Here is a 21,515-nt window from a genome sequence, read left to right as displayed (position 1 = left end):
CCTTGTCCACATCCAAGCGGATCTACGCCCTGTCGGCCGAAGAAGCCGCCGAGGCCGAGAACCTGACACTGCGCATCGCCAAGGAGTACTCGGGCCCGGCGGACGAGCAGCTGCTGCGCGACCTGCCGCTGCTCGCCGCCGAACTGCCCGTGGGCCAGCGCCGCTTCCTGCGCGACTTCGCGCTGGAGGACGAGCTGGGCTACGCCGTCGTCCGCGGTCACAACATCGACGACTCGCGCATCGGCCCGACGCCGCAGCACTGGCGTGGCCGGCCGACGCCGACCCCGGAGTTCGCCGAGGAGATCCTCCTGCTGCTGCACGGCTCCCTGCTCGGTGAGCCGTTCGGCTGGAAGACCCAGCAGGACGCCCGGCTCGTGCACGACATCTTCCCCATCAAGGGCTTCGAGACCGAGCAGATGGGGATCGGCAGCACCGACACGCTCACGCTGCACACCGAGGACGCGTTCCACCCGTGGCGCGCCGACTACCTGCTGCTGGAGTGCCTGCGCAACCCCGACGGGGTCGCGACGATCGTCTCCGAGCCCGACCTGCGGTCGCTCGACGCCAAGCACCTCGAGCTCCTGCACGAGCCGAACTTCCTGATCCGGCCGGACGACTCGCACCTGGCCAAGCACAACGAGACCAAGGGCGTCGACGCCGAGTTCTCGGAGATCGACCAGATGAAGGCCGACGACAACCGCGTCGCCGTCCTTTACGGATCGCGCGAGCACCCGTACATCCGCATCGACCCGTACTTCATGGAGACGCCCGCGGACCCCGCCGCGCGCGAGGCCCTGCAGGCGGTCAGCGACCTGCTGGAGGCGTCCTGCCTGGACGTCGCCCTGGAGCCGGGTGACGTCCTCATCATCAACAACCACCGCCTCGCGCACGGCAGGCAGGCGTTCCAGGCGCGCTACGACGGCACGGACCGCTGGCTCAAGCGGGTCAGCATCACGACCGACCTGCGCAAGTCCCACGAGCGTCGCGCCTCGGCGACCGCCCGCCTGATCTGACGGATACGGAAGTCATGCCGAACCCGCTCCACAGCCTCCCGCCCACCGCCAAGGGCATCCTCGCCGTTCTCCGGGTCCTGCCACGGGTCAGCCGGCCTCGCACGGTGCTCCTGGCCGGCGGCGTGGTGGTGGGCGCGGTCCTGCCCATCGGGATCGCCGTCCTCACCGGTCTGCTGATCGGTGCCATCCCCGACGCCGCGCGCGACGGTGCCGGCTCGCCCGCCGCGGGCCGGGTGGGCACCCTGCTGGTCGCGGTCGCGATCACGATCCTCCTCGAGCGCCTGACGTCCCCGCTGCTGCGGGCGGCGGTGTCCACGCTCGGCCGCGACCTCGACCGGTACCTGCAGGAGGTCGTGCTCACCGCGCTGGGCAAGCCCAGGGGCATCGCTCACCTCGAGGACTCCGACGTGCTCGACGAGGTCCGCATCGTGCGGGGTCTCGGCATGAGCGCGCACCGGCCGGGCCAGACCGTCGAGGCCCTGCCCGAGGTGCTCACGTCGTGGCTGCGGGCGATCGGCTCGGCGGCCGTGCTCACCTGGTTCCACTGGTGGCTCGGCCTGGCATGGCTCGTGATCTGGCCGATCATCGTCTACCGGATGCAGCGCGACTACCTGCGGGTCGGCGAGGAGGGGTTCGGGCAGAGCGCCCAGCTCCGCCAGGCCGAGTACGCCAGGGACCTCGCGCTCGATCCGGGCCCGGCCAAGGAGGTGCGCCTCTGGGGCGCCCTCGACTGGCTCGTCACGCGGTTCGACGCGTTGTGGCAGGCGGGGATCGGCCCGATCCGCAGGGCGCGCCGCCCGCGGGCCGGCATGGTGCTCGGCTCCGCGTCCGCGATCCTGGTCATCAACGTGCTGTCGTACGGCCTGCTGGCCTACGCGGCGGTGCAGGGCGACCTGACGCTCGCCGCCCTCGCCGTCTTCGTGGAGGCGCTGGCCAACGCCAACGAGTACGCCGTCGGCGACGAGCACCTGTACCTGTCCAACGCCGCCGTCACCGTGCCGAAGCTCCTCTCCCTGGAGAAGCGGCTCGCCGACGGTGCGCCGCCGCAGACGGGGCTCCCGGTCAGCGCGGACGTGCCCTCGCAGGAGATCCGCTGCGAAGGGGTGTCGTTCCGCTATCCCGGCGGCGAACGCGACGTCCTGAACGGTCTGGACCTGGTGATCCCGGCCGGGCGGTCGCTGGCGATCGTCGGTGACAACGGGGCGGGCAAGACCTCGCTCGTGAAGCTGCTCGCCGGTTTCTACGAACCCACCGGCGGCAAGATCAGCATCGACGGCGCGGACCTCGCCAGCCTCGATCCCGAGGAGTGGCGCAGGCGGGTGGCGGTGCTGTTCCAGGACTTCACGCGCTACCACCTGCCCGTGCGCGACAACATCGGCCTCGGTGCCGTCGAGCACGCCGGTGACGAGGAGATGCTGCGCCGCGCCGCCGAACGGGCCGGGATCGGCGACCTGATCGAGTCGTTGCCGAACGGCTGGGACACGGTCCTGTCGCAGACCTACTCCGACGGCGTCGACCTCTCCGGCGGGCAGTGGCAGCGCGTCGCGCTGGCGCGTGCGATGTTCGCCGTCGAGGCGGGCGCCAAGGTCCTCGTGCTCGACGAGCCCGCGGCCGCGCTCGACGTGCGGGCGGAAGCCGAGCTGTACGAACGGTTCCTGGATCTCACCCAGGGCCTCACCACGATCATCATCTCGCACCGCTTCTCCACCGTGCGGCGCGCGGACCGGATCGTGGTCGTGTCCGACGGCCGCGTCATCGAGGCCGGCGGCCACGACGAGCTGATCGATCGCGACGGCCGTTACGCCCACCTGTTCCGCCTGCAGGCGGAGCGCTTCCAGCCGACGGGAGGAGGCACCGATGCGTGACACCTGGCGGGCATTCCTCACCACCATCAGCTTCGGGTTCCGCGCGGCGCGCTGGCACGCGGTCTTCCAGATCCTCACCGAGATCGCGCTCGCGCTCACCGGGCCCCTGATCGCCTACAGCGCCGGCGTTCTCGTCGACGCCGCGAGCGATCGCGACCTGGACCGGGCGCTCACGGCCGGGTTCGGCATCGCCGCCGCCACCGGGCTGCTCATCGTGGCCCAGTACTACAACGCCCACTGCGTGTTCGCGGTCCTCGAACGCACCCAGGCGCTGTCCGACCGGACGCTGATGCGCCTGCTCGGCGGGATCGGAAGCCTTGCCCCGCACGAGAACCCGAAGTACCTCGACCAGATCCAGCTGCTGCGCGAGGAGCGCGAGAGCCTCGCCGAGATGACCAACGCGACGGCTGGGCTGATCAGCGCGTTCGTCGGCTTCGGCACGACGGCGCTGTTGCTCGCCGACGTCCACCCGGCGCTGATCTCGCTGGCGCTGCTGGCGTTCATCTCGTTGTGGATCACCAGCCGGGCCAACGACCTCGCGGTCGACGCCCAGGAGGACACCGGCGAACCCGAGCGGCTGCGCCGCCACCTGTTCGACATCGGCACGACCGCCGGTGCGGGCAAGGAGCTGCGCGTCTTCGGGCTCACCCGCGAGCTGGTCCGCCGGCACCACGAGGTCTCCGACGAGGTGCTCGACACCCGCAACCGCGCCGCCTGGCGCGGCGCCGTGCTCAAGAGCATCGACGCGGTGATCAACGCGGCGGGGTTCTTCGGCGCCATCGCACTGGTGGTCTGGCTCGCGATCCAGGGCAGGGCCACCCCCGGCGACGTCGTCATGGTCGTCGCGCTCACCATCGAGATGGCCGCGGTCGTCGCCTCCTCCGTGGGCTACAGCGGCGACTTCCTGTGGTGCCTCAAGCAAGCGCGGCGCTACGTCTGGCTCGAGCGGTTCGCCGAGACCGAGGTCAAGCGCACGGAAGAGCCGGCCGCGCCGCCGGCGTCGCTGAGCCACGGCATCGACCTCGTCGACGTGACCTACCGCTACCCGGCCAGCGAGCGGGCCGTCCTCGACGGCGTGTCCCTGCACCTGCCGGCCGGGTCCGTGGTCGCGCTGGTGGGGGAGAACGGCGCCGGCAAGTCGACGCTCGTGAAACTGCTGTGCGACTTCTGCGAACCGGACGGCGGCGAGATCCAGGTCGACGGAGTCGACCTGCGCCGCATTCCCAGTGCCGACTGGCGGACCCGGCTCACCGGCGCCTTCCAGGACTTCGTCGAACTGCAGTTCGCGGCCCGCGAAACCGTCGGTGTGGCGGACATCGGCCGGATCGACGACGACGCCGCGTTGCACGGGGCGCTGGAACGGGCCGGTGCGAGGTCCGTTGTGGACGGTCTGCCGCGGGGTCTCGACACCCAGCTCGGCCGGTCCTGGGAGGGCGGCGCCGAGCTGTCCGGAGGGCAGTGGCAGAAGCTGGCACTTGCCCGCGGACTGCTGCGGACCGACCCGTTGCTCGCGGTCTTCGACGAGCCCACCGCCGCGCTCGACCCGCAGACCGAGCACGCGCTGTTCGAGCGCTTCGCCCAGGCCGCCCGGGAAGGGAAGCAACGGGGAACGGTCACCCTCCTCGTGTCGCACCGCTTCTCGACGGTGCGCATGGCCGATCTGATCGTGGTCCTCGACGGCGGGCGCGTCCGCGAGGTGGGCAGCCACGAGCACCTCATGGCCCACCCCGACCTCTACGCCGAGCTGTACGACCTGCAGTCCTCGGCCTACCGCTGAAAGGAGTCGCCCTGATGAAGTTCGAACCAGCGCCCCTCGAGGACTGGATGCGTCTGTACTACTTCGCGGTGGACGACGACATCGGCAGCAGCGGGGTCGAGGACTACTCGCTCGCGGAGCTGCGCGCGTTGCTCGGCATCGGCAACGACGAGCTCGACGCCGTCGTGTTCCGCGACAGCACGTCGTTCGGCGGCGAGGAAGTGCGCACCGCCATCGCCGCGCAGTGGGGGACCGGTGACCCCGACAAGGTCATGGTCACGCACGGCGGCAGCGAGGCGATCTACCTCGTGCTCAGCACGTTGCTCGAGCCGAGCGACGCCGTCGTCGTCACCGAGCCGACCTACCACACGCACACGTCGATCGCCCGGACCATGGGCTGCGATCTGCGCGTGTGGCCGTTGCGCCCGGAGAACGGCTTCCGCCCGGACCTCGACGACCTGCGTGCGGTCATCGACGGCGCCAAGGCCGTCGTCGTGAACTTCCCGCACAACCCGACCGGCGCGTCGCTCACCCCGGAGCAGCGCGACGAGTTCGTCGCCATCTGCGCGGAGGCGGGTGCGTACCTGGTGTGGGACCAGGCCTTCCGCGAGATGGTCATCGAGGGCGAGCCCTTGACCGACCCGGTGCACGACTACGACAGGGCCATCTCCATCGGCACCCTGTCGAAGGGCTACGGCCTGCCGGGTCTGCGCGTCGGCTGGGCGATCGGGCCCGAGGACGTCCTGCGGGGCACCCTCGACCTGCGCGACCGCATGACGTTGCACCTCTCGCCGCTGGTCGAGCTGCTCGCCACCCGCGTCGCCCGGCACGCCGGCCTGCTGGTCGGCCCGCGCATGGAGCAGGCCCGCCGCAACCTCGGCCTGCTGCGCCAGTGGGCCGCCGACCACCCGGACCTGATCGACCTGCCGGTGCCGATGGGCAGCGCCAGCACGTTCCCGCGGCTGCTCGGCCACACCGACACCACCGGCTTCTGCCACGACCTGGCGAGGGAACACCGCACGCTCCTCGTCCCGGGGTCGTGCTTCGGGGACCCGACCCGCGTCCGGCTGGGCTACGGCGGCCCCACCGCCTCGTTCACCCGAGGCCTCGACACGCTCGCACTCGCAGGGGAGAAGGCCCGTGTTCAGAATTGACCTGTCCGAATCCGACGTCGCCGAGGCCGGCGCGCTCGTGGAGTCGCTGGCCGAGCGGTACCGCACGGTCGAGGACCCCGCGTTCGTGCGCGAGGCCACGGTCATCGCCCACGAACTGCCGCGCGCCCTGCGCGCCGGCCTGCTGGAGTTCCGCCTCACCGAGCCCCACCCGTTGTGCGTGGTCGGCGGCTACCCGATCGACGACGACCGCATCGGCCTCACGCCCGCGCACTGGAAGGACTGCGGCGGCGAGGGCAGGCCGACGCTCGCGGAGGACCTGTTCTTCTACCTCTGCGCGTCGTTGCTGGGCGACCCGATCGCCTGGTCCACCCAGCAGGACGGCCGGCTGCTGCACGACGTGTTCCCCATCGAGGAACACCAGTACGAGCAGCTCGGCTCGGGCAGCGAGGAGCTGCTCACGTGGCACATCGAGGACGCGTTCCACCCGATGCGCACGGACTACGTGGGCCTCATGTGCCTGCGCAACCCCGACGGCGTCAACACCACCTACGGCTCGCTGGAAGGCATCGACCTGCCCGCCGACGTCGTCGAGGTGCTGCGCCAGGAGCGCTTCCCGATCCGCCCGGACCGCTCGCACCTCGCAGCCAACCGCCAGAACGACGGCGACGAGCAGCTGCGCCGCCTGCGCGACCGCAGCTACGAGTGGATCTCCGGCCTGGACGCGAACCCGGAGCCCATCGCCGTGCTGTTCGGCCCGCAGGAGAACCCGTACCTGCGCCTCGACCCGTACTTCATGGAGGTCCCGGCCTCCGACCCCGAGGCCGCCGCCGCGCTGGACACGATCGTCAAGGCGATCGACGCGAACATCGCGGGCTACGCCCTGAAGCCCGGCGAGGTCCTGTTCCTGGACAACTACCGCGGCACCCACGGCCGCGAGCCGTTCACCGCCCGCTTCGACGGCACCGACCGCTGGCTCACCCGCCTGAACATCGCCCGCGACCTCCGCAAGTCGCGGGCACACCGCCGCACCGCCGACGACCGCACCATCTACTAGTCAGGAATTGTTGATGCGCACGAGCCCATTTGATGACGAGGACGGCCGCTTCTTCGTGGTCGTCAACGACGAGGGTCAGCACGCCCTCTGGCCGGCCACGCTGGCCGCCGTTCCCGACGGCTGGACCGTCGCGCACGGCGAGGACACCCGCCAGGCCTGCCTCGACTACGTGAACCAGCACTGGACGGACATGCGGCCGCGCAGCGTGCGGGAGCAGCTGGACCGGCAGGCTGCCGGGAGGTGACCGTGTGGCGCAGCCCTGCCGGACTTCGGTGAGGCTGCGCCCGGCTTGCCCGGGGTGAGCGGGCGTGGGCATGTCCGGCGTGCCAGGGGAGTGGGCATGGCGGGCGGGCTGCCTTCGGGCGTGCTCGCCGTGTCACGCGTGCTCCTGCCCGGCGCTTGAGCGTGCTGTGTTCCGCTGGGGCCTGGTGCGGCTGCGCCCGGAATGGCTGGGATGCGCGTGTGTGGCCGGTGAGGCCGCCTCCGCCGTGCTCGCGTTGGTCGTGTCCGGCGTGGCTCTGCCGGTGCTGGGGAACGTGGGGCTGTGTCCTGTCGGATTCCCGATGGGATGCGCTGGGCGTGCCTGCCGGGGCCCTGCCCGGCGCTTGAAGCGTGAGGTCGTGTCCTGCCGGATTCCCGGTGGGCGTGCCCGCTGTGTTCGGCGCGGCCCTGCCCGGCGCCTGGGACATACAGGCCACGTCCGCCGGACCCCGGCGCAACCTGCACCTGAGGTCCGCGAGGCATGTCCGGCCCGCCCGCCGCACCCACGCCGTCTCAGTCCCAGTCCCGCCGCCCCCGGTGAGGCCGAGCCCGCCCTGTCCGGGAGTGCCCCCACGTGTCCGGGTTGGACGTTCTAGGCTGTCGCGGTGATCACCGGGTGGCGGCATCCCGCCCGCCTAGTCGTACTCGCCTTCCTGGCGGCCACCGCGGCCGGCACGGCGCTGCTGATGCTGCCGGTCTCGTCCGAGTCGGGTCAGGCCACGGGGTTCATGGCCGCGCTGTTCACCGCGACCTCCGGCATCAGCGGCACGGGGCTCGCGGTGGTCGACACCGGCTCGCACTGGTCGGTGTTCGGCGAGGTCCTGCTGCTGGTCCTGTGGCAGGTCGGCGGTTTCGGCATCATGACGCTCGCGTCGGTGCTGGCGCTGCTGATCTCGCACCGGCTGAACCTGCAGATGCAGCTCACCGTGAAGACCGAGACCAACACGCTGAACCTCGGGCACGTCCGCGGGGTCGTCGCGGGGGTGGTGACGATCAGCCTGGTCGTGGAGGCGATCGGCGCGGTCGTGCTGGCCCTGCGGTTCTGGCTCGGCTACGGCGAGCCGTTCGGGCGGGCGGTGTACTCCGGGGTGTTCCACTCCATCTCGGCGTTCAACAGCGTCGGTCTCTCGCTCCACCCCGACAACCTCGTGCGGTACGCGACCGATCCGTGGGTGTGCCTGCCGGTCGTGGCGCTCGCGGTGACGGGCGGGCTGGGGTTCCCGGTGCTGTTCGAGTTCCTGCGCCGCCGGCGCAAGCGGTGGTCGCTGCACACCAAGATCACCGTGCCGGTGTACCTGGGCCTGATGGCGTTCGGCACCCTGGTCGTGCTCGCCGTCGAGTGGACCCGCGCGGGCACGCTCGGCCCGTACGGCTTCGGCGACAAGCTCCTGATCGGACTGTTCCACGGCGTCATGCCCGGCACGGCCGGGTTCAACACCCTCGAGGTCGCCCAGCTGCAGCCCGCCACGCTGCTCGTCAACGACGTGCTGATGTTCATCGGCGGCGGGAGCGCGGGGACGACGGGCGGCATCAAGGTCACGACGTTCGCGCTGCTCGCGTTCGTGCTGCTGGCGGAGGTCCGCGCCGAGCCCAGCGTGCACGTCATGGGCCGCCGGCTGAGCGCGGAGGTGCAGCGCCAGGCGGTCACGGTCGCACTGCTGGGCGTCGGCGTGGTGATGGTCGCGACGATGGTCATGCTCGCCACCACCTCGTTCCGCCTCGACGCCGTGCTGGTCGAGACCACGTCGGCGTTCGGCGGCGTCGGCATGTCCACCGGCATCACTCCCCAGCTGCCCCTCTCCGGGCAGCTCGTCATCATCGTGCTCATGTTCATCGGCAGGGTCGGTCCGATCACGCTGGTCTCGTCCCTGGCGCTGCGGGAACGCCGCCGGCGCTACGAACTACCCGAGGAGCGACCCATTGTCGGATAAGCAGACACCCCGCGTCGTCGTGCTCGGACTGGGCCGCTTCGGCAGTTCGGTCGCGGTCGAACTGATCGGTCTGGGCACCGAGGTCATGGCGATCGACTCGGACTCGAAGCTGATCCAGCGCCACGCCGACGACGTCACCCACGCGGTCGTCGCCGACAGCACCGACGCCGAGGTCATGCGCCAGCTGGGCGTCGACGAGTTCGAGCGCGCGGTCGTCGGCATCGGCAACAACCTCGAAGCCAGCATCCTGACCACCGCCGTGCTGGTCGACTTCGGCATCCCCGACATCTGGGCCAAGGCGATCAGCCGCGAGCACGGCCGCATCCTCGAGCGCATCGGCGCCCACCACGTCGTGCTCCCCGAACACGAGATGGGCGAACGCGTCGCGCACGTCGTGGCCGGCCGGGTCCTCGACTACATCGAGATCGAGAACGACTACGCGATGATCAAGGCCCGGCCGCCGGAGGAGGCGATCGGCAAGCCGCTCGGCACGAGCAAGCTGCGGGCCAAGTACGGCGTGACCGTCGTGGGGGTGAAGCGTCCGGGCGACGAATTCACCTACGCCACCGCGGAAACAGTGATCGAGAGCGGTGACGTGCTGATCCTCGCCGGGAAGGTCGCCGACGTGGAGCGCCTCACGGACCGGAAGTGACCGGCTCGTTCTGGTGGGACCTGCTGATCGGAGTGGCGGCCGCGCTGGCGCTGACCTGGCTGGCGTTGATCATCGCTCTGGTGGTCGTCCGCCCGCGCGGAGGCCTGCTGCGCGAGGCGTTGCGCCTGCTGCCCGACGTGCTGCGCCTCGTGCGCAGGCTCGCCGCGGACAAGTCCCTGCCGCGTGGCGTCCGGGTCCGGCTGTGGTTGCTGATGGTCTACCTCGCCATGCCGATCGACCTGATCCCCGACTTCATCCCGGTGCTCGGGTACGCCGACGACGCGATCGTCGTGACGGCCGTGCTGCGCGGTGTGGTCCGCCGCGCGGGCATCGACGCGGTCCGCGCGCACTGGCCCGGCACCGATGACGGCTTCGCCGCGGTCGTCCGCCTCACCGGGCTGTGACGGGGGACCGTCACCAGGGAACGACGCCGTCGTCGTCGAAGAAGCCGCCGCGCGGCCCGTCGTCCGGCAGGGTGGCGAGCCGGATCGCGATCGCGGCACCCTGCTCCGCCGTGCGCGGCGCGGCGAAGCCGGTGAAGTCGGTGGCGACGTAGCCGGGACAGGCGGCGTTCACGATGACGTTCGTGTCCGCGAGTTCGCGCGCGTACTGCGCGGTGATGCTGTTGAGCATCGACTTCGACGGCGCGTAGGCGGCGAGCGGCGGCCCGGTCTGCAGCGCGAGCGACCCCATGTTGCTCGACATGTTGACGATGCGCGGTGACTCCGCTTCGCGCAGCAACGGCAACATCGCGTTCGTCACGCGCACGACGCCGAACACGTTGGTGTCCAGCACGGTGCGGACGACGTCCAGATCCAATGTGGACGGGTTCTGCGCACCGCCGTCGGTGCGTCCGGCGATGCCCGCGTTGTTGACGAGCACGTCGAGCCGGCCCGTCGTCTGCTCGATGGTCTTCGCCGCGGCGGCGGCGCTGTCGTCGGAGGTCACGTCGAGCGCGACCCCGAACGCGTCGACGCCGTCGGCGCGCAGGCGTTCGACGGCGTCCGCGCGCCGGACGTCGTCGCGTGCCCCGACCGCGACCGTGAACCCGATCGTCCCGAGGCCGCGGGCGATGGCGAAACCGATTCCCTTGTTCGCGCCGGTGATCAGCGCGGTCTTCTTGTCGCTCACGTGCTCCATGCTCGGTGCGGGGAGCACGGGCTGTCCAAGATCGATCCAGTACCCTGTGATACTCCACGGGTATCAGTACGCTGAGGTGCGTGCACGATCTCGAAACGCGCGAACTCCGCTACTTCGTCGCCGTCGCGGAGGAGCTGCACTTCGGCCGCGCCGCCGAACGGCTCGGGATCGCCCAGCCGCCGCTGTCCCGCGCGATCCGGCAGCTGGAACACCGGCTCGGCGTCCAGCTCCTCGACCGCGACCGCCGGGGCGTGGCGCTCACCGAGGCGGGCCGGGTGCTGCTGCACGAGGCCCGCCCGGCGCTCGACGCGGTCGCGGCCGCCGCCCGCCGGACGCGCCGCGCGGGAGACCCCCGCCGGCCACTGGTGCTCGTGACCAAGGCGGGGGCGTCCCACGAACTGCTGCGACGGCTGCTCGGCGCGGCCGAGGCCGAGACGCCGGTCGAGGTGTTGCTGTGCGAGGTCGGCGAGCAGGCGGGGTTGCTGCGCGACGGGAGCGCCGACGTGGCGATCATGCACCGCCCGGTCGACGACCTCGCCGGGTTCGACACCGAGGACCTCCTGACGGAGGGCCAGGTCGCGATCCTGCCCGCGGCGCACCCCCTGGCGGCACGTGATCAGCTCACGCTCGCCGAGGTCCGCGACGTCCCGGACCTGCCGATGGCCCGGTGGCCGCGGCTCGACGGGTCCTATCCGGACGGACCCGGCCCGGAGGTGCGCACGCAGTCGAAGCTCGCTCAGCTGGTGGCGCTCGGCAGGACGTTGCTCGTCATCCCCGCCTCCAGCCGTGCCTGGCAGTGGCCGGAGCACGTCGCCGTGCCCGTCCTCGACGCTCCCGACATCACCACGGTGCTCGCGTGGCAGCCGGGCAACCGGTCGCCGGCCCTGGCGTCGTTCGTCCGCACGGCGGCAGCGCTCCGGCCGTGACGGTCACTCGGTGCCCTCGAAGGTCACCGCCGAGTCGGTGCGGGCGGGCGTGCCCCAGACGAAGTCACGCGCCGCCGCGTCACCGGAGAGGTAGTGGCGGAACCACGACGTGATCACCCGTTTCGCCGCCACGAGCTGAGCGGCCCTGGTGATGGAACCGTTGTCGCAGAACAGTCCCGAGGAGTCCATGAAGCCGCAGTGGAAGCCGCCGGTGACGGTGCGGAGCTGCTTCGACGGCGGCTTGGCCGCGAACATCGGCCGCTGGTGCTCGCCGACCGGGGTGATCGTGTCCTGGGAGCCGGCGAGGAACTGCGCCGGCACCCCCAGCGTCGCGGCCGCCGCCTTCGCGGAGGGGTTCGTCTCCGCCGCCGCGTAGGTCGAGACGGTCGTGATCTTCGGGTTGCGCGCGGCGGCGAGGACGGCGGCGCCTCCGCCCATGGAGTGCCCCGAGACGCCCAGCGCCGTGGTGGTGATGTGCTCGCGGAAACGGGAACCCGCCGTGCCGTCCTGGGCGACGAGCCACGTCAGCCCGGTGTTGAGGTCGTCGGCGAAGGCGCTGTGACTGGGGCTCAGGCCGCCCTGGGGCGTGGGCACCACGACGACGAAGCCCCAGGAGGCGAGGTGCGTGCTCGTGCTGGTGTACTTCGACGTGGCCTGGAAGAAGCCGTGCCCGAAGGCGATCGCGGGGAACCTGCCGGTGGCGACAGGCTGGTTCACGCCCGCGGCCGTCGCCGGGTAGTGCACCCGCGCCGGGACGGACCTGCCGCCCGCCACGGCCGTGACATCGCTGTACGCCACCGGGTACGTGCCGGGCAGGCCGTAGTCCGGTGGCGCCGCTAACGCAGGTGTGGCCAGCGTCGAGGCCACCAGGGCGAGTGTGATCGCGAGAACGCGCATGTGCTTCTCCTCATGAGATCGTCAGGGAGATCCGAATCGCATGTGCAGGGTGGAGACGGCCAGGTGCAGGCGTGGCCGCGCCGCGTCGAGCCAGCCGAGTTCGCCGTCCGGTGTGATGCGCCAGTGCAGGCGGGTGGGGCTGACACGAGCGGACGTGCGTAGTTCCGTGCGATGCGTCTTGCCGTTCAGGGTCTGCCAGATCGACGTGGTCAACCGGACGGGAAGCGCTCGCGACGACCTGCGGGTCTCGGTCGCGGAAGCGATGACGTCGCCGTCGTCGTGAGCTGTCGCGTCGAGGTGCGGCGTGGCGGAGAAGGTGAAGCCCGCCAGCAGTTTCGGGATGCCCCACAGTGCTCGCGCACCCTCTTGAGAGGTGCTGTCGTCCACCATGATGTCCAGAATGGACAGACCGATGCGTGCTTTCCGGCGTACCACCACCGCGGCCATCACCTCGTGGTAGGCCAGGACACCGGGTGGCTGGTAGTCGACGAACGCCGACACCACCAGCACGCGGCCGAACAGGCTCAACGGCACCACGTCCGGCGGTGGCAGGGGCACGGCCGAACGTGGTGCCGTCCACAGGGTGAGCCAGCCCTGCCCGTGCAGGTTCCACGGCTCGGTGGGCCACTCACTGGGCATCGCGCACCTCCACGTCGTGACGCAACGCGGCGGGCGCGCCGTCCGGGACCGCCGGACTGCGCGGTGCCACGGCGTTCAGGCGCAAGTATGCGGCGCCGGGCTGCGGGCGCGGGTCCGGCTCGCCCTTGTTGGGCCACAACGACATCGCCCGCTCCGCTAGCGCGGTGATGGTCAGCGCCGGGTTCACGCCGAGGTTCGCCGGGATCGCGGACCCGTCGACGACGTGCAGGCCGGGACAGCCGTACACCCGCTGGTACGGGTCGACCACGCCCGTAGCGGGGGAGTCGCCGATCACGCAGCCGCCGATGAGGTGCCCGGTCAGCGGGATGTCCGCCAGGTCCGTCCACGCTCCTCTGGCCACCCCGCCCGCCTTGGCCGCGAGCCGCCGCGCCACGTCGTGCCCGGCGGGGATCCAGGACGGGTTCGGAGCGCCCTCGCCCTGCGTGGTGGTCATCCGCCCGCGCCGGGACACGGTGGTGAGCGAGTTGTCGAGGCTTTGCATGACCAGCAGGGCGATCGTCTCCTCGGACCACGCGCGTGGCGTGTGCATCCGCAGCACCGAGCCGCGTTCGCGGAACAGCTGGGCGAGTCCGCGCCGCAACCGCGCGGGACCGCCGTCGACCAGCGTCGTCATCAGCAGCCCCATCAGGTTGCTGCCTCTGCCGTACCGGACCACCTCGACGTGCGTGTCGGCGTTCGGGTGGATGGACGACGTGATGGCGAGACCGCGGGAGTGGTCCACCACGCCGCCGGGTGTCCGCACGGCCACGACGGCCTCGGAGTTGGTGCGGCACAGGAACCCGAGCCGTGGCGAGAGACCGGGCAGGCCACCGCGGTCGCGGATGCGGTGGAGCAGCCGCTGCGTGCCCAGCGACGCCGCGGCGAACACGACCTGGGCGCTGGTGAACGTGCGCGTCGCCCGTCCTCCGGTGCGTCGTGCCATCACCTTGTACCCGCTCAGATGCGGCCGCACGTCGACGACGGTGGTCAGCGGCCACACGTGCGCGCCCGCTCGCTCGGCGAGGTGCAGGTAGTTCTTCGGCAGCGTGTTCTTCGCGTTGTGGCGGCAGCCCGTCATGCAGGAGCCGCAGCCGACGCAGGTGTTCCGCCGGGGTCCGGCGCCGCCGAAGTACGGGTCCGCGCCGCCGGGTCCGAAGTGGACTCCGACCCGGGAGGCGCGGAACGTGGGTTCGACACCGAGGTCGATCGCCACGTCCCGCAGGAACCGGTCACCGGCGGTGCGGTACGGGTTGTCGGCCACCCCGAGCATCCGGGAGGCCTGGTCGTAGTGCGGGGCGAGCTCGGCCTCCCAGTCGGTGATGTGGCCCCAGCGGGAGTCGCGGAAGAAGGACGCCGGTGGCCGGTACAGGGTGTTGGCGTACACCAGTGATCCGCCGCCGACACCCGCTCCGCTGAGCACGGCGACGTCGCGCAGCGCGGTGATCCGCTGGATGCCGGTGCAGCCGAGGGCAGGGGCGAACAGGTAGTCGCGCACCTGCCAGGACGTCCCGGGCAGCTCGTGGTCGGCGAAGCGCCGTCCCGCCTCCAGGACGCCGACGCGGTAGCCCTTCTCCGTCAGCCGCAACGCCGTCACCGCGCCGCCGAACCCCGACCCGATGACCAGCACGTCGTAGTCCACGGGTCACACCTCCACGGCGCTGTGAACGGGTTCGAAGTCCGCTGTCCGCAGCCGCGCGGTGCGGCGCAGGTACTCCCGCGTCCCTCCCGGCCAGTTGGTCGTGATCGACCCGTCGGCGGCGCGGTACCACGACGAGCACGTGCTCCACACGCCCCTGGCCAGCCTGGCGGTCATCTCGCGGTCGAACGCCGCCGCGACGTCGCGCCGCACCTCCAGCACCGTTCCCGTCTCCGCGAGGTGGCGCACGGCGGACACCACGTACCGGCACTGCGCCTCGATCATGGTGATCACCGAGTTGCCCCCGAGGTTGGTGTTCGGGCCGTAGATCAAGAAGAGGTTCGGGAAGCCGGGCACGGTCAGGCCCAGGTGGGCGCGGGGACGCCCGGCCCACGCCTCGGCGAGGTCCTGACCGCCGCGCCCGGCGACCCGCAGGGGGAGGCCGAAGCCGGCGACCGTGAACCCGGTGCCCCAGATCAGCACGTCCGCGGCGTGGTGGCGGCCGTCGCCCGTGCGCAGGCCGTTCTCGGTGACCTCGGTGATCGGCTCGGTCACCACGCCGACGTCCGGCCTGCTGAGGGTCGGATACCAGTCGTTGCTGAACAGCACCCGCTTGCAGCCCGGCTGCGTGGTGGGCCGCAGCGCCGCCCTCAGCTCGGGGTCGCGGACCTGGAGTCGCCGGTGCGCGGCGGCGACGGCCCCGACGAGCGAGCGGGACAGCCGCCCGGCGTTGAGCAGCCCGGTCAGGGCCTCGCCCGCGAGCCACACCCCGCCTCGCGCGGCACGCAGCCTCGACGGGTGCGACCGGCCGGTCAGCCGCGCGTCGGGCTTCGGCAGCACGTGCGGGGCCGACCGCTGGAACACCGTCAGGTGGCCCGTGACCGGCGCGATCTCCGGCACGAACTGGGCCGCGCTCGCACCCGTGCCGACCACGGCCACCCGCCGGCCGCGCAGGTCGACGTCATGGCGCCACGCGGCGCTGTGGAAGACCTCTCCGGTGAAGCGGCCGAGGCCGGGCAGCGCCGGGATCGACGGCGTGCTGAGCTGTCCCACCGCGCAGACCACCACGTCGGCCTCGACGGTGCCGCCGTCCGCGAGGTCGACCCGCCACCGGTTGCGGGTCTCGTCGAACGACGCCGCGACCACCTCGGCGCCGAACCTGATGCGGTCGCGCACCACCGCCGCCGTGGTGCGCAGGTAGCGCAGGATGTCCGGCTGGGCCGAGTACCGGCGTGGCCACGAGGTGCTGGGGGCGAAGGAGTACGAGTAGAGCGAGGACGGCACGTCGCAGGCGGCGCCGGGATAGGTGTTGTCCCGCCACACGCCGCCGGCGTCGCTCGCCCGCTCCAGCACCGTGAAGCGGTCGAACCCGGCTCTGTGCAACGACAACGCGACACCCAGCCCGCCGAACCCGGCACCGATGACGACCACCTCGGGTTGTGCTCTCACGTGATCGACGCTAGGAACAACCACCCGTTCGCACCAGGACAACACCGGCCGCGCAGTTGACAATCGCGGCCATGAGGTCGTTGGCCGAGCCGGTCGTCCGGCACTGGGACTTCCCCCGCGGCGTTGCGAGCGTCGCGCTTCTCCTGCGCTTCGGCGCCGAGCACGGGCTGCGCGCGGACAGCCTGCTCGACGGCAGCGAGATCGACCCCGCGCTGCTCGCCGACCCGGTCGCGGAGATCGAGGCCCGCCAGGAGCTCGCGGTCGTGCGCAACCTCGCCGGCCTGCTGCCGCACGCGGGGGTCGCCGCCGGACGCCGGTACCACGCCACCACGTTCGGCGTGCTGGGCTACGCGTTCCTCAGCGCGGCCACGCTGCAGGACGCGATCACCACCGCCCTGCGGTACCTCGACCTCAGCTTCGCGTTCACCGCCCCCACCGCCGTGATCGACGGCGATCGGCTCGTGCTGGCCCTCGACAGCGCCGCGCTGCCGGACGACGTGGCGTCGTTCCTCGTCGAACGCGACCTCGCCGCCATCCACACCGTCGTCGGCGAGCTGCTGACCGGTGCCGTGCCGGTCCTGGGCGTCGACTTCGCCCACGCCGAACCTGCGGACGTCCGCGAGCACGAAGAGGTCTTCGGTGTCCGGCCGCGCTTCTCAGCGGGCGCGGACCAGTCCGTTGTGGACGTCTCCGTGCTGGCCGAGGCCCTGCGCCTGGCCAGTCCGGAGACGACGGCGTTGTGCGAGGAGCAGTGCCGGACCCTCGCCGAGCGCCGCAGGGAGAGTCCGGGAGTCACCCAGGAGGTGCGCCGCCTGCTCGAGTCCTCGGTGAGGTTCGAGGAGAGCATGCCGTCGGTGGCGCGGGCGCTGGGCATCAGTCCGCGTACGTTGCGCCGTCGCCTGGCCACGTCCGGCACGAGCTACCAGGCCCTGCTGGACGAGGTCCGCGCGAAACGAGCCGTGCGGCTCCTGGCCGACGGTGACCTGTCGGTCGAGGCCGTCGCCGAACGGCTCGGGTTCGCCGAGGCCGCGAGCTTCATCCACGCGTTCCGCCGCTGGTTCGGCGTGACTCCGAGCAGGTACGGCCGGCTTCGGCCCTGACCGTGAACGCCTGCCGGACGAGACCGATCCACCAGAGGAACGTGAGCGCCACGACCGTCGGGTTCTTCAGGAACAGCAGAACGGCCAGGTAGGTCTGCCGGGCCGACGCGGGCAGCAACGCGGACACGACGTGCTCGGCGAGCACCTCGAACACGGCGAACGCCACGCCGAGGAACAGGACCTGCCACAGCAGGCTGCGCCAGTGCCGGCCTGCGAACTCGCGCCCGGCGCTCCACCGCAGCGTCCGCCCGCTCATCGCGATCCGCCAGACCAGCACCACCAGGGCGATCCGGGCGGCGAGCACGACGAACTCGGAGGCCGTCGCAAGGCCGGGGCTGATCTCGTCCGTCCAGTTCACGGTGACCAGCCGCTGGACCGAGGCGACCGAGGACAGTCCCACCACCAGTCCCAGATGACGGGTGTAGCACCACCAGGTCCACCTCGGCACTTCCAGCGCCAGCTTCAGCTCGCTCACGGTTCCCCCTGATGTTTCAGTTGACTGAACAATTTAGTTCAGCATACTGAAATGTCGCCTGAGGTAAAGTGGTGGGGTGGAAGGTCGAGATGCCGGACGTGAGCTCAGCACCGCCGTGGTGGCGTTCCACGAGGCGGTGGGCGCGAGCCTCGGGGTCACGGCCGTCGACCAGCGCGCGCTGGCCGTGATCATGGGAGCAGGATCGGTGTCCGCGGGGGAGCTGGCCCGGGAGATCGGCCTGACCCCCGGCGCGGTCACGGGGGTGGTCGACCGCCTGGTGCGGGCCGGGCTCGCCCGCCGCGAGCCGGACCTGGAGGACCGCCGCCGTTTGGTGATCACGGCGGTCCCCGGCGCGTTCGGTGACACCTTCGCCGGGCTGAGCAAGGCGATGGCCGAGCTGACCGATCGCTACACGCCCGCCGAGCAGGCGGTGATCGCCGACTGGGTGGCGAACACGATCGGCGTGCTGCGCGAGCAGACGCGCATCCTCACCGGGGAGCGAGCGTCACCTCCCAGTCGCCGGTGACGCGCTCGGGGATGACGGTGATCTTGACGGCCTGCCCCTCCGCGACGTCGAGCCCGTAGGACTTCTTCCAGTCGTCGGGGAAGATCAGCGAGCTGCCCGCGCTGTAGGACCAGTGCGAGAAGTCGATGACGACGACGTCGTCGACGAGCACCCGGATCCTGCCGGGTGTGTTCGACCGCACCTCCATGAAGTTGATGCCCGGCCATTCGACCGTGAACTCCCTCTGCTCAGCCGGAGCCGCCGGATCGGCCCGCAGCACGATCGTCGGCTCCGGTGAGACGGCGGGGAACGTCGCCAGCGTCTGGGGGCGCGGGGGGAACGGGTACTCGCTCACCGGTACCGCCTCACCGATGCCGATGGCGAACGTGCCCTTCGTCGTCGTGTGCTGGGGTTCCACGGTCAGCGTGATGACGGACGGCTGTCCCACCACGACGTCGAAAGCGCCCCAGTCGCGCACCCTGCGCGAGCCGCTGCATCCGTTGCGTTCGGTGTAGGTGTGGCCGTTGACGACCACGGTGACGAGCAGGCTGTCGCCCTGCCCGGTCTCGCAGTGGGTGAACAGCAAGAGGTCCAGCGACTTGGGCACGAACCGCACGGTGGCGCTCGTGGAGGGGAGGTCGCTCCACGCCTGGGCGATGAGCCGGGTGCCCTCCTGGTACTCCGGCAGGCTGCGCGGCGGCACGGCGGGTTCGGGCTGCTCGGCGCGGGGGAGCACCGCGAAGACGATGCCGACGAGCGCGAGCACCACGCCGGCGACGCCCAGGACGGCACGGCGGCGCTTGCCCGCGGACACCCTCGCCCGCACGCCCGCCATGCGTGCCTCGTGGGAGGAGTCGGTGAGTTCGGCGCGCTCGCGCAGCACCTCGGTGAGGTCGCTCAGGTTCATCGCCACACACCTTCGAACGTGATCGTGTCGTCGAGCCGCAGCTTCGCGAGCGCCTTGCTCGCCTGGCTCTTGACCGTGCCGACGGAACAGCCGAGCAGCCCGGCCACCTGCGCCTCGCTGAGGTCCTCGTAGAACCGCAGCACCAGCACGGCGCGTTGCCTGCGCGGCAGCCGGCCCAGCGCCTGCCAGAGCCACTCGCGCTCGCCGACCGCGTCCTGCGGCGACTCGCCCGCCCGTTCCGGCAGCTCACCTGTCGACTCCTCGCCTCTCCACCGGCGCCTCCACCAGGTCGCGTGGGAGGTCACGATGATCCGCCGCACGTAGGGCTCGGGATCGCCGTCCACGCGATGCCACGCGCGCCACGCCTTGGCCAGCGCCGTCTGCAGCAGGTCCTCCGCGTGGCCCGCGTCCCGCGTCAGCAGAAAAGCCGTTCGCAGCAGCCGTGGCGACGCGACCGCCACGAACTCCTCGAATCCCTCAGGTGAGTGCAGCAACTGTCACGGCCCTTCCGCTGTGTCCGTCACTGCTACTACCAGTCGGGTGGCGCGAACGGTTGCCTCGCTCGAGCACGCCCCGAGCCCCCTCTGCTGAAGTGTCCAAACGACTACTGACTGATGATCCGAATCGAGAAGCAATGGACAAGGCATCCGTCGCGCGCTTCCTGCTGCTGGCGCTGCTGTGGGGAAGCAGCTTCACGTTCATCAAGGTGTCCCTCGAAGGTCTGACACCGGGACAGCTCGTGCTGAGCAGACTCATCCTGGGCGCGGCCGTGCTCCTCTCGATCGCGGCCATCCGCAAGGTCGCCCTCCCGAGGTCCGTCCAGGTCTGGGGCCACATCGCGGCCGCCGGCCTGTTCGGCAACGTGATCCCGTTCCTGTTGTTGTCCTACGGCGAGAAGACCACCGGCGCCGGCATCGCGGGCGTCCTGATCGGCGCCACCCCGCTGCTGACGCTGGCACTCGCCACGGCCGCGCTGCCGACCGAGCGGGCGACCTCGCGCAAGGCCATCGGCCTGGCGCTGGGCTTCGTCGGCGTGGTGCTGCTGATCGGCCCGTGGCACGAGTCGCTGGGCTCGCTCAGCGGGCGCCTGGCCTGCTTCGGCGCGGCCGTCAGCTACGCGATCGGCTTCGTGTACGTGCGGAAGTACCTCTCACCGCTCGGCCTGGCCCCGTTGTCGCTGGCCGCGTCGCAGCTCGTGTCGGCGGCCGTGCTGCAAGCGGTCGTCACACCGTTCCTGGGCTGGCGGACGCCCGACTTCACCGGCCCGGTGACGCTGAGCATCGTGCTGCTCGGACTGTTCAGCACCGGTCTGGCGTACGTGCTCTACTTCCGCCTCATCGGCGACGTCGGCGCCACTACGGCATCCGCGGTGAACTACGTGGTGCCGGTGTTCGCGGTGCTCGTCAGCGTGCTGTTCCTCGGTGAACACGTGACGTGGAACCTCCTGGCCGGCGGCCTGGTCGTGCTCGTCGGCGTGGCCTACGCGGAGAACAGGATGGGCCAGCTCCGCAAGGAGAAGGAGACCGCGGGGGCGGTCCGGTGAACGCGAGGGCGCTGCTCCGCGTGATCACCGCCGACCTCGACATGGTCATGGACCGCGACCCGTCGATCCTGTCGCGCAGCGAGGCGTTGCTGCACCCGACGGTCATCGCGATCTGGGGCCACCGCGTGTCGCACTGGTTGCACCTGCGGGGACATCGGCGCGGCGCCCGGCTGGTCATGGTCATCGCGAGACTGCTGACCGGGGGGATCGAGATCCACCCCGGAGCGACGATCGGCCGCGGTTTCTTCATCGACCACGGCGCGGGCGTGGTGATCGGAGAGACCGTCGTCATCGGGGACGACGTCACGATCTTCCACCAGGTGACGCTCGGCGCGGTCGGGTGGTGGCACGACAACCAGCGGCCGGAGGGCTCGCGGCGGCACCCGAAGCTCGGCGACCGGGTCGTCGTCGGGGCCAACGCGACGATCCTCGGCCCCGTCACCATTGGCCACGACTCCGTGGTGGGCGCCCAGGCGCTCGTCATCCGGGACGTGCCGGCGGACTCGCGGGTCCTCGCGCCGTTCTCCATCCCGAACCTGAGGTCGAGCCGCAGCGTCGCGAAGGCGGCCAGGCCTCGCCAGTCCGTCGTGGTCGCGGGGCAGAAGCACAAGGGTGCGGCCGTGTTCCCCAGCTGGTGACACCGAACCGATC

General features: G+C 71.3%; 22 protein-coding genes. 14 read left to right on the top strand and 8 right to left on the bottom strand.

Features of this window, described 5'->3' with window-relative positions; genetic code table 11:
• Positions 1-2 precede the first annotated feature (2 nt).
• The 9 genes from gntD (ORI60_RS01985) (at position 3) to ORI60_RS01945 (ending at position 10,051) form a co-directional block, all read left to right on the top strand.
• Positions 3-1,013, top strand: a complete 1,011-nt coding sequence (gene gntD / locus ORI60_RS01985; RefSeq protein WP_266033294.1) for a guanitoxin biosynthesis L-enduracididine beta-hydroxylase GntD — start codon at positions 3-5, stop codon at positions 1,011-1,013.
• Between the two features lie 14 nt (positions 1,014-1,027).
• Positions 1,028-2,878 (top strand): ABC transporter ATP-binding protein, encoded by a 1,851-nt coding sequence (locus ORI60_RS01980; RefSeq protein ID WP_266033291.1) that lies wholly within the window; start codon positions 1,028-1,030, stop codon positions 2,876-2,878.
• The gene (locus tag ORI60_RS01975) at positions 2,871-4,655 is read left to right on the top strand and encodes an ABC transporter ATP-binding protein (protein ID WP_266033289.1); all 1,785 of its coding nucleotides are present in this window, start codon (positions 2,871-2,873) and stop codon (positions 4,653-4,655) included. The genes ORI60_RS01980 and ORI60_RS01975 overlap by 8 nt, the downstream gene beginning before the upstream one ends.
• A gap of 14 nt (positions 4,656-4,669) precedes the next feature.
• On the top strand, positions 4,670-5,788 hold the full coding sequence (vioD, locus tag ORI60_RS01970; RefSeq protein WP_266033288.1) for a capreomycidine synthase: 1,119 nt from the start codon (positions 4,670-4,672) through the stop codon (positions 5,786-5,788).
• On the top strand, positions 5,775-6,803 hold the full coding sequence (gene gntD / locus ORI60_RS01965) for a guanitoxin biosynthesis L-enduracididine beta-hydroxylase GntD (protein WP_266033285.1): 1,029 nt from the start codon (positions 5,775-5,777) through the stop codon (positions 6,801-6,803). The genes vioD and gntD (ORI60_RS01965) overlap by 14 nt, the downstream gene beginning before the upstream one ends.
• A 13-nt stretch (positions 6,804-6,816) precedes the next feature.
• Positions 6,817-7,047: an MbtH family protein gene (locus tag ORI60_RS01960; RefSeq protein ID WP_266033282.1), complete on the top strand. Its 231-nt coding sequence runs from the start codon at positions 6,817-6,819 to the stop codon at positions 7,045-7,047.
• Positions 7,048-7,669: 622 nt separating this feature from the next.
• Positions 7,670-8,995, top strand: coding sequence for a TrkH family potassium uptake protein (locus tag ORI60_RS01955; RefSeq protein WP_266033281.1), 1,326 nt, complete (start codon positions 7,670-7,672; stop codon positions 8,993-8,995).
• Positions 8,985-9,647, top strand: coding sequence for a potassium channel family protein (locus tag ORI60_RS01950; protein WP_266033278.1), 663 nt, complete (start codon positions 8,985-8,987; stop codon positions 9,645-9,647). The genes ORI60_RS01955 and ORI60_RS01950 overlap by 11 nt, the downstream gene beginning before the upstream one ends.
• Positions 9,644-10,051 carry a YkvA family protein gene (locus tag ORI60_RS01945; RefSeq protein WP_266033276.1) on the top strand — a complete coding sequence of 136 codons (408 nt, stop codon included), beginning with the start codon at positions 9,644-9,646 and terminating at the stop codon, positions 10,049-10,051. Before ORI60_RS01950 ends, ORI60_RS01945 begins: the two co-directional genes overlap by 4 nt.
• Before the next feature lie 10 nt (positions 10,052-10,061).
• Here the strand turns inward: ORI60_RS01945 and ORI60_RS01940 are convergent, their stop codons facing one another.
• Positions 10,062-10,787 carry an SDR family oxidoreductase gene (locus ORI60_RS01940; RefSeq protein WP_266033919.1) on the bottom strand — a complete coding sequence of 242 codons (726 nt, stop codon included), beginning with the start codon at positions 10,785-10,787 and terminating at the stop codon, positions 10,062-10,064.
• Positions 10,788-10,867: 80 nt separating this feature from the next.
• Here ORI60_RS01940 and ORI60_RS01935 point away from each other — a divergent pair, with 80 nt between their 5' ends.
• Positions 10,868-11,713, top strand: coding sequence for a LysR family transcriptional regulator (locus ORI60_RS01935; protein WP_266033273.1), 846 nt, complete (start codon positions 10,868-10,870; stop codon positions 11,711-11,713).
• A 3-nt stretch (positions 11,714-11,716) separates the two neighbouring features.
• Here the strand turns inward: ORI60_RS01935 and ORI60_RS01930 are convergent, their stop codons facing one another.
• Genes ORI60_RS01930 through ORI60_RS01915 form a run of 4 tightly spaced genes read right to left on the bottom strand, consistent with a single transcriptional unit; the run spans position 11,717 to position 16,334 of the window.
• Positions 11,717-12,610, bottom strand: a complete 894-nt coding sequence (locus tag ORI60_RS01930; RefSeq protein ID WP_266033270.1) for an alpha/beta hydrolase family protein — start codon at positions 12,608-12,610, stop codon at positions 11,717-11,719.
• Positions 12,611-12,631: 21 nt separating this feature from the next.
• A complete protein-coding gene (locus tag ORI60_RS01925; RefSeq protein ID WP_266033267.1) occupies positions 12,632-13,249 on the bottom strand; it encodes an acetoacetate decarboxylase family protein in 618 nt (205 codons plus the stop codon).
• Positions 13,239-14,888, bottom strand: coding sequence for a GMC oxidoreductase (locus tag ORI60_RS01920; protein ID WP_266033264.1), 1,650 nt, complete (start codon positions 14,886-14,888; stop codon positions 13,239-13,241). Before ORI60_RS01920 ends, ORI60_RS01925 begins: the two co-directional genes overlap by 11 nt.
• Positions 14,889-14,891: 3 nt before the next feature.
• Positions 14,892-16,334, bottom strand: a complete 1,443-nt coding sequence (locus ORI60_RS01915) for a flavin-containing monooxygenase (protein WP_266033263.1) — start codon at positions 16,332-16,334, stop codon at positions 14,892-14,894.
• A gap of 71 nt (positions 16,335-16,405) precedes the next feature.
• On the opposite strand from ORI60_RS01915, the gene ORI60_RS01910 reads away from it, so the two are divergent.
• Entirely contained in the window at positions 16,406-17,434 is a 1,029-nt protein-coding gene (locus ORI60_RS01910; RefSeq protein ID WP_266033262.1) for an AraC family transcriptional regulator, read from the top strand.
• On the opposite strand, the gene ORI60_RS01905 is transcribed toward ORI60_RS01910, so the two are convergent.
• Positions 17,370-17,909, bottom strand: a complete 540-nt coding sequence (locus ORI60_RS01905; protein WP_266033260.1) for a hypothetical protein — start codon at positions 17,907-17,909, stop codon at positions 17,370-17,372. The genes ORI60_RS01910 and ORI60_RS01905 overlap by 65 nt on opposite strands.
• Positions 17,910-17,985: 76 nt before the next feature.
• On the opposite strand from ORI60_RS01905, the gene ORI60_RS01900 reads away from it, so the two are divergent.
• Positions 17,986-18,435, top strand: coding sequence for a MarR family winged helix-turn-helix transcriptional regulator (locus ORI60_RS01900; RefSeq protein WP_266033258.1), 450 nt, complete (start codon positions 17,986-17,988; stop codon positions 18,433-18,435).
• Here ORI60_RS01900 and ORI60_RS01895 read toward each other — a convergent pair.
• Positions 18,398-19,321, bottom strand: a complete 924-nt coding sequence (locus ORI60_RS01895) for a hypothetical protein (RefSeq protein WP_266033255.1) — start codon at positions 19,319-19,321, stop codon at positions 18,398-18,400. The genes ORI60_RS01900 and ORI60_RS01895 overlap by 38 nt on opposite strands.
• A complete protein-coding gene (locus ORI60_RS01890; protein WP_266033252.1) occupies positions 19,318-19,815 on the bottom strand; it encodes a SigE family RNA polymerase sigma factor in 498 nt (165 codons plus the stop codon). Before ORI60_RS01890 ends, ORI60_RS01895 begins: the two co-directional genes overlap by 4 nt.
• Before the next feature lie 140 nt (positions 19,816-19,955).
• On the opposite strand from ORI60_RS01890, the gene ORI60_RS01885 reads away from it, so the two are divergent.
• On the top strand, positions 19,956-20,864 hold the full coding sequence (locus ORI60_RS01885) for a DMT family transporter (RefSeq protein WP_266033250.1): 909 nt from the start codon (positions 19,956-19,958) through the stop codon (positions 20,862-20,864).
• A complete protein-coding gene (epsC, locus tag ORI60_RS01880; protein ID WP_266033248.1) occupies positions 20,861-21,502 on the top strand; it encodes a serine O-acetyltransferase EpsC in 642 nt (213 codons plus the stop codon). Before ORI60_RS01885 ends, epsC begins: the two co-directional genes overlap by 4 nt.
• Positions 21,503-21,515 lie beyond the last annotated feature (13 nt).

Origin of the sequence: Lentzea sp. NEAU-D7 (genome assembly GCF_026242055.1) — a bacterium.
Classification (GTDB): Bacteria; Actinomycetota; Actinomycetes; order Mycobacteriales; family Pseudonocardiaceae; genus Lentzea.
The sequence above is the reverse complement of the archived record's forward strand: the minus strand, read 5'-3'. Positions and strand labels throughout refer to the sequence as shown.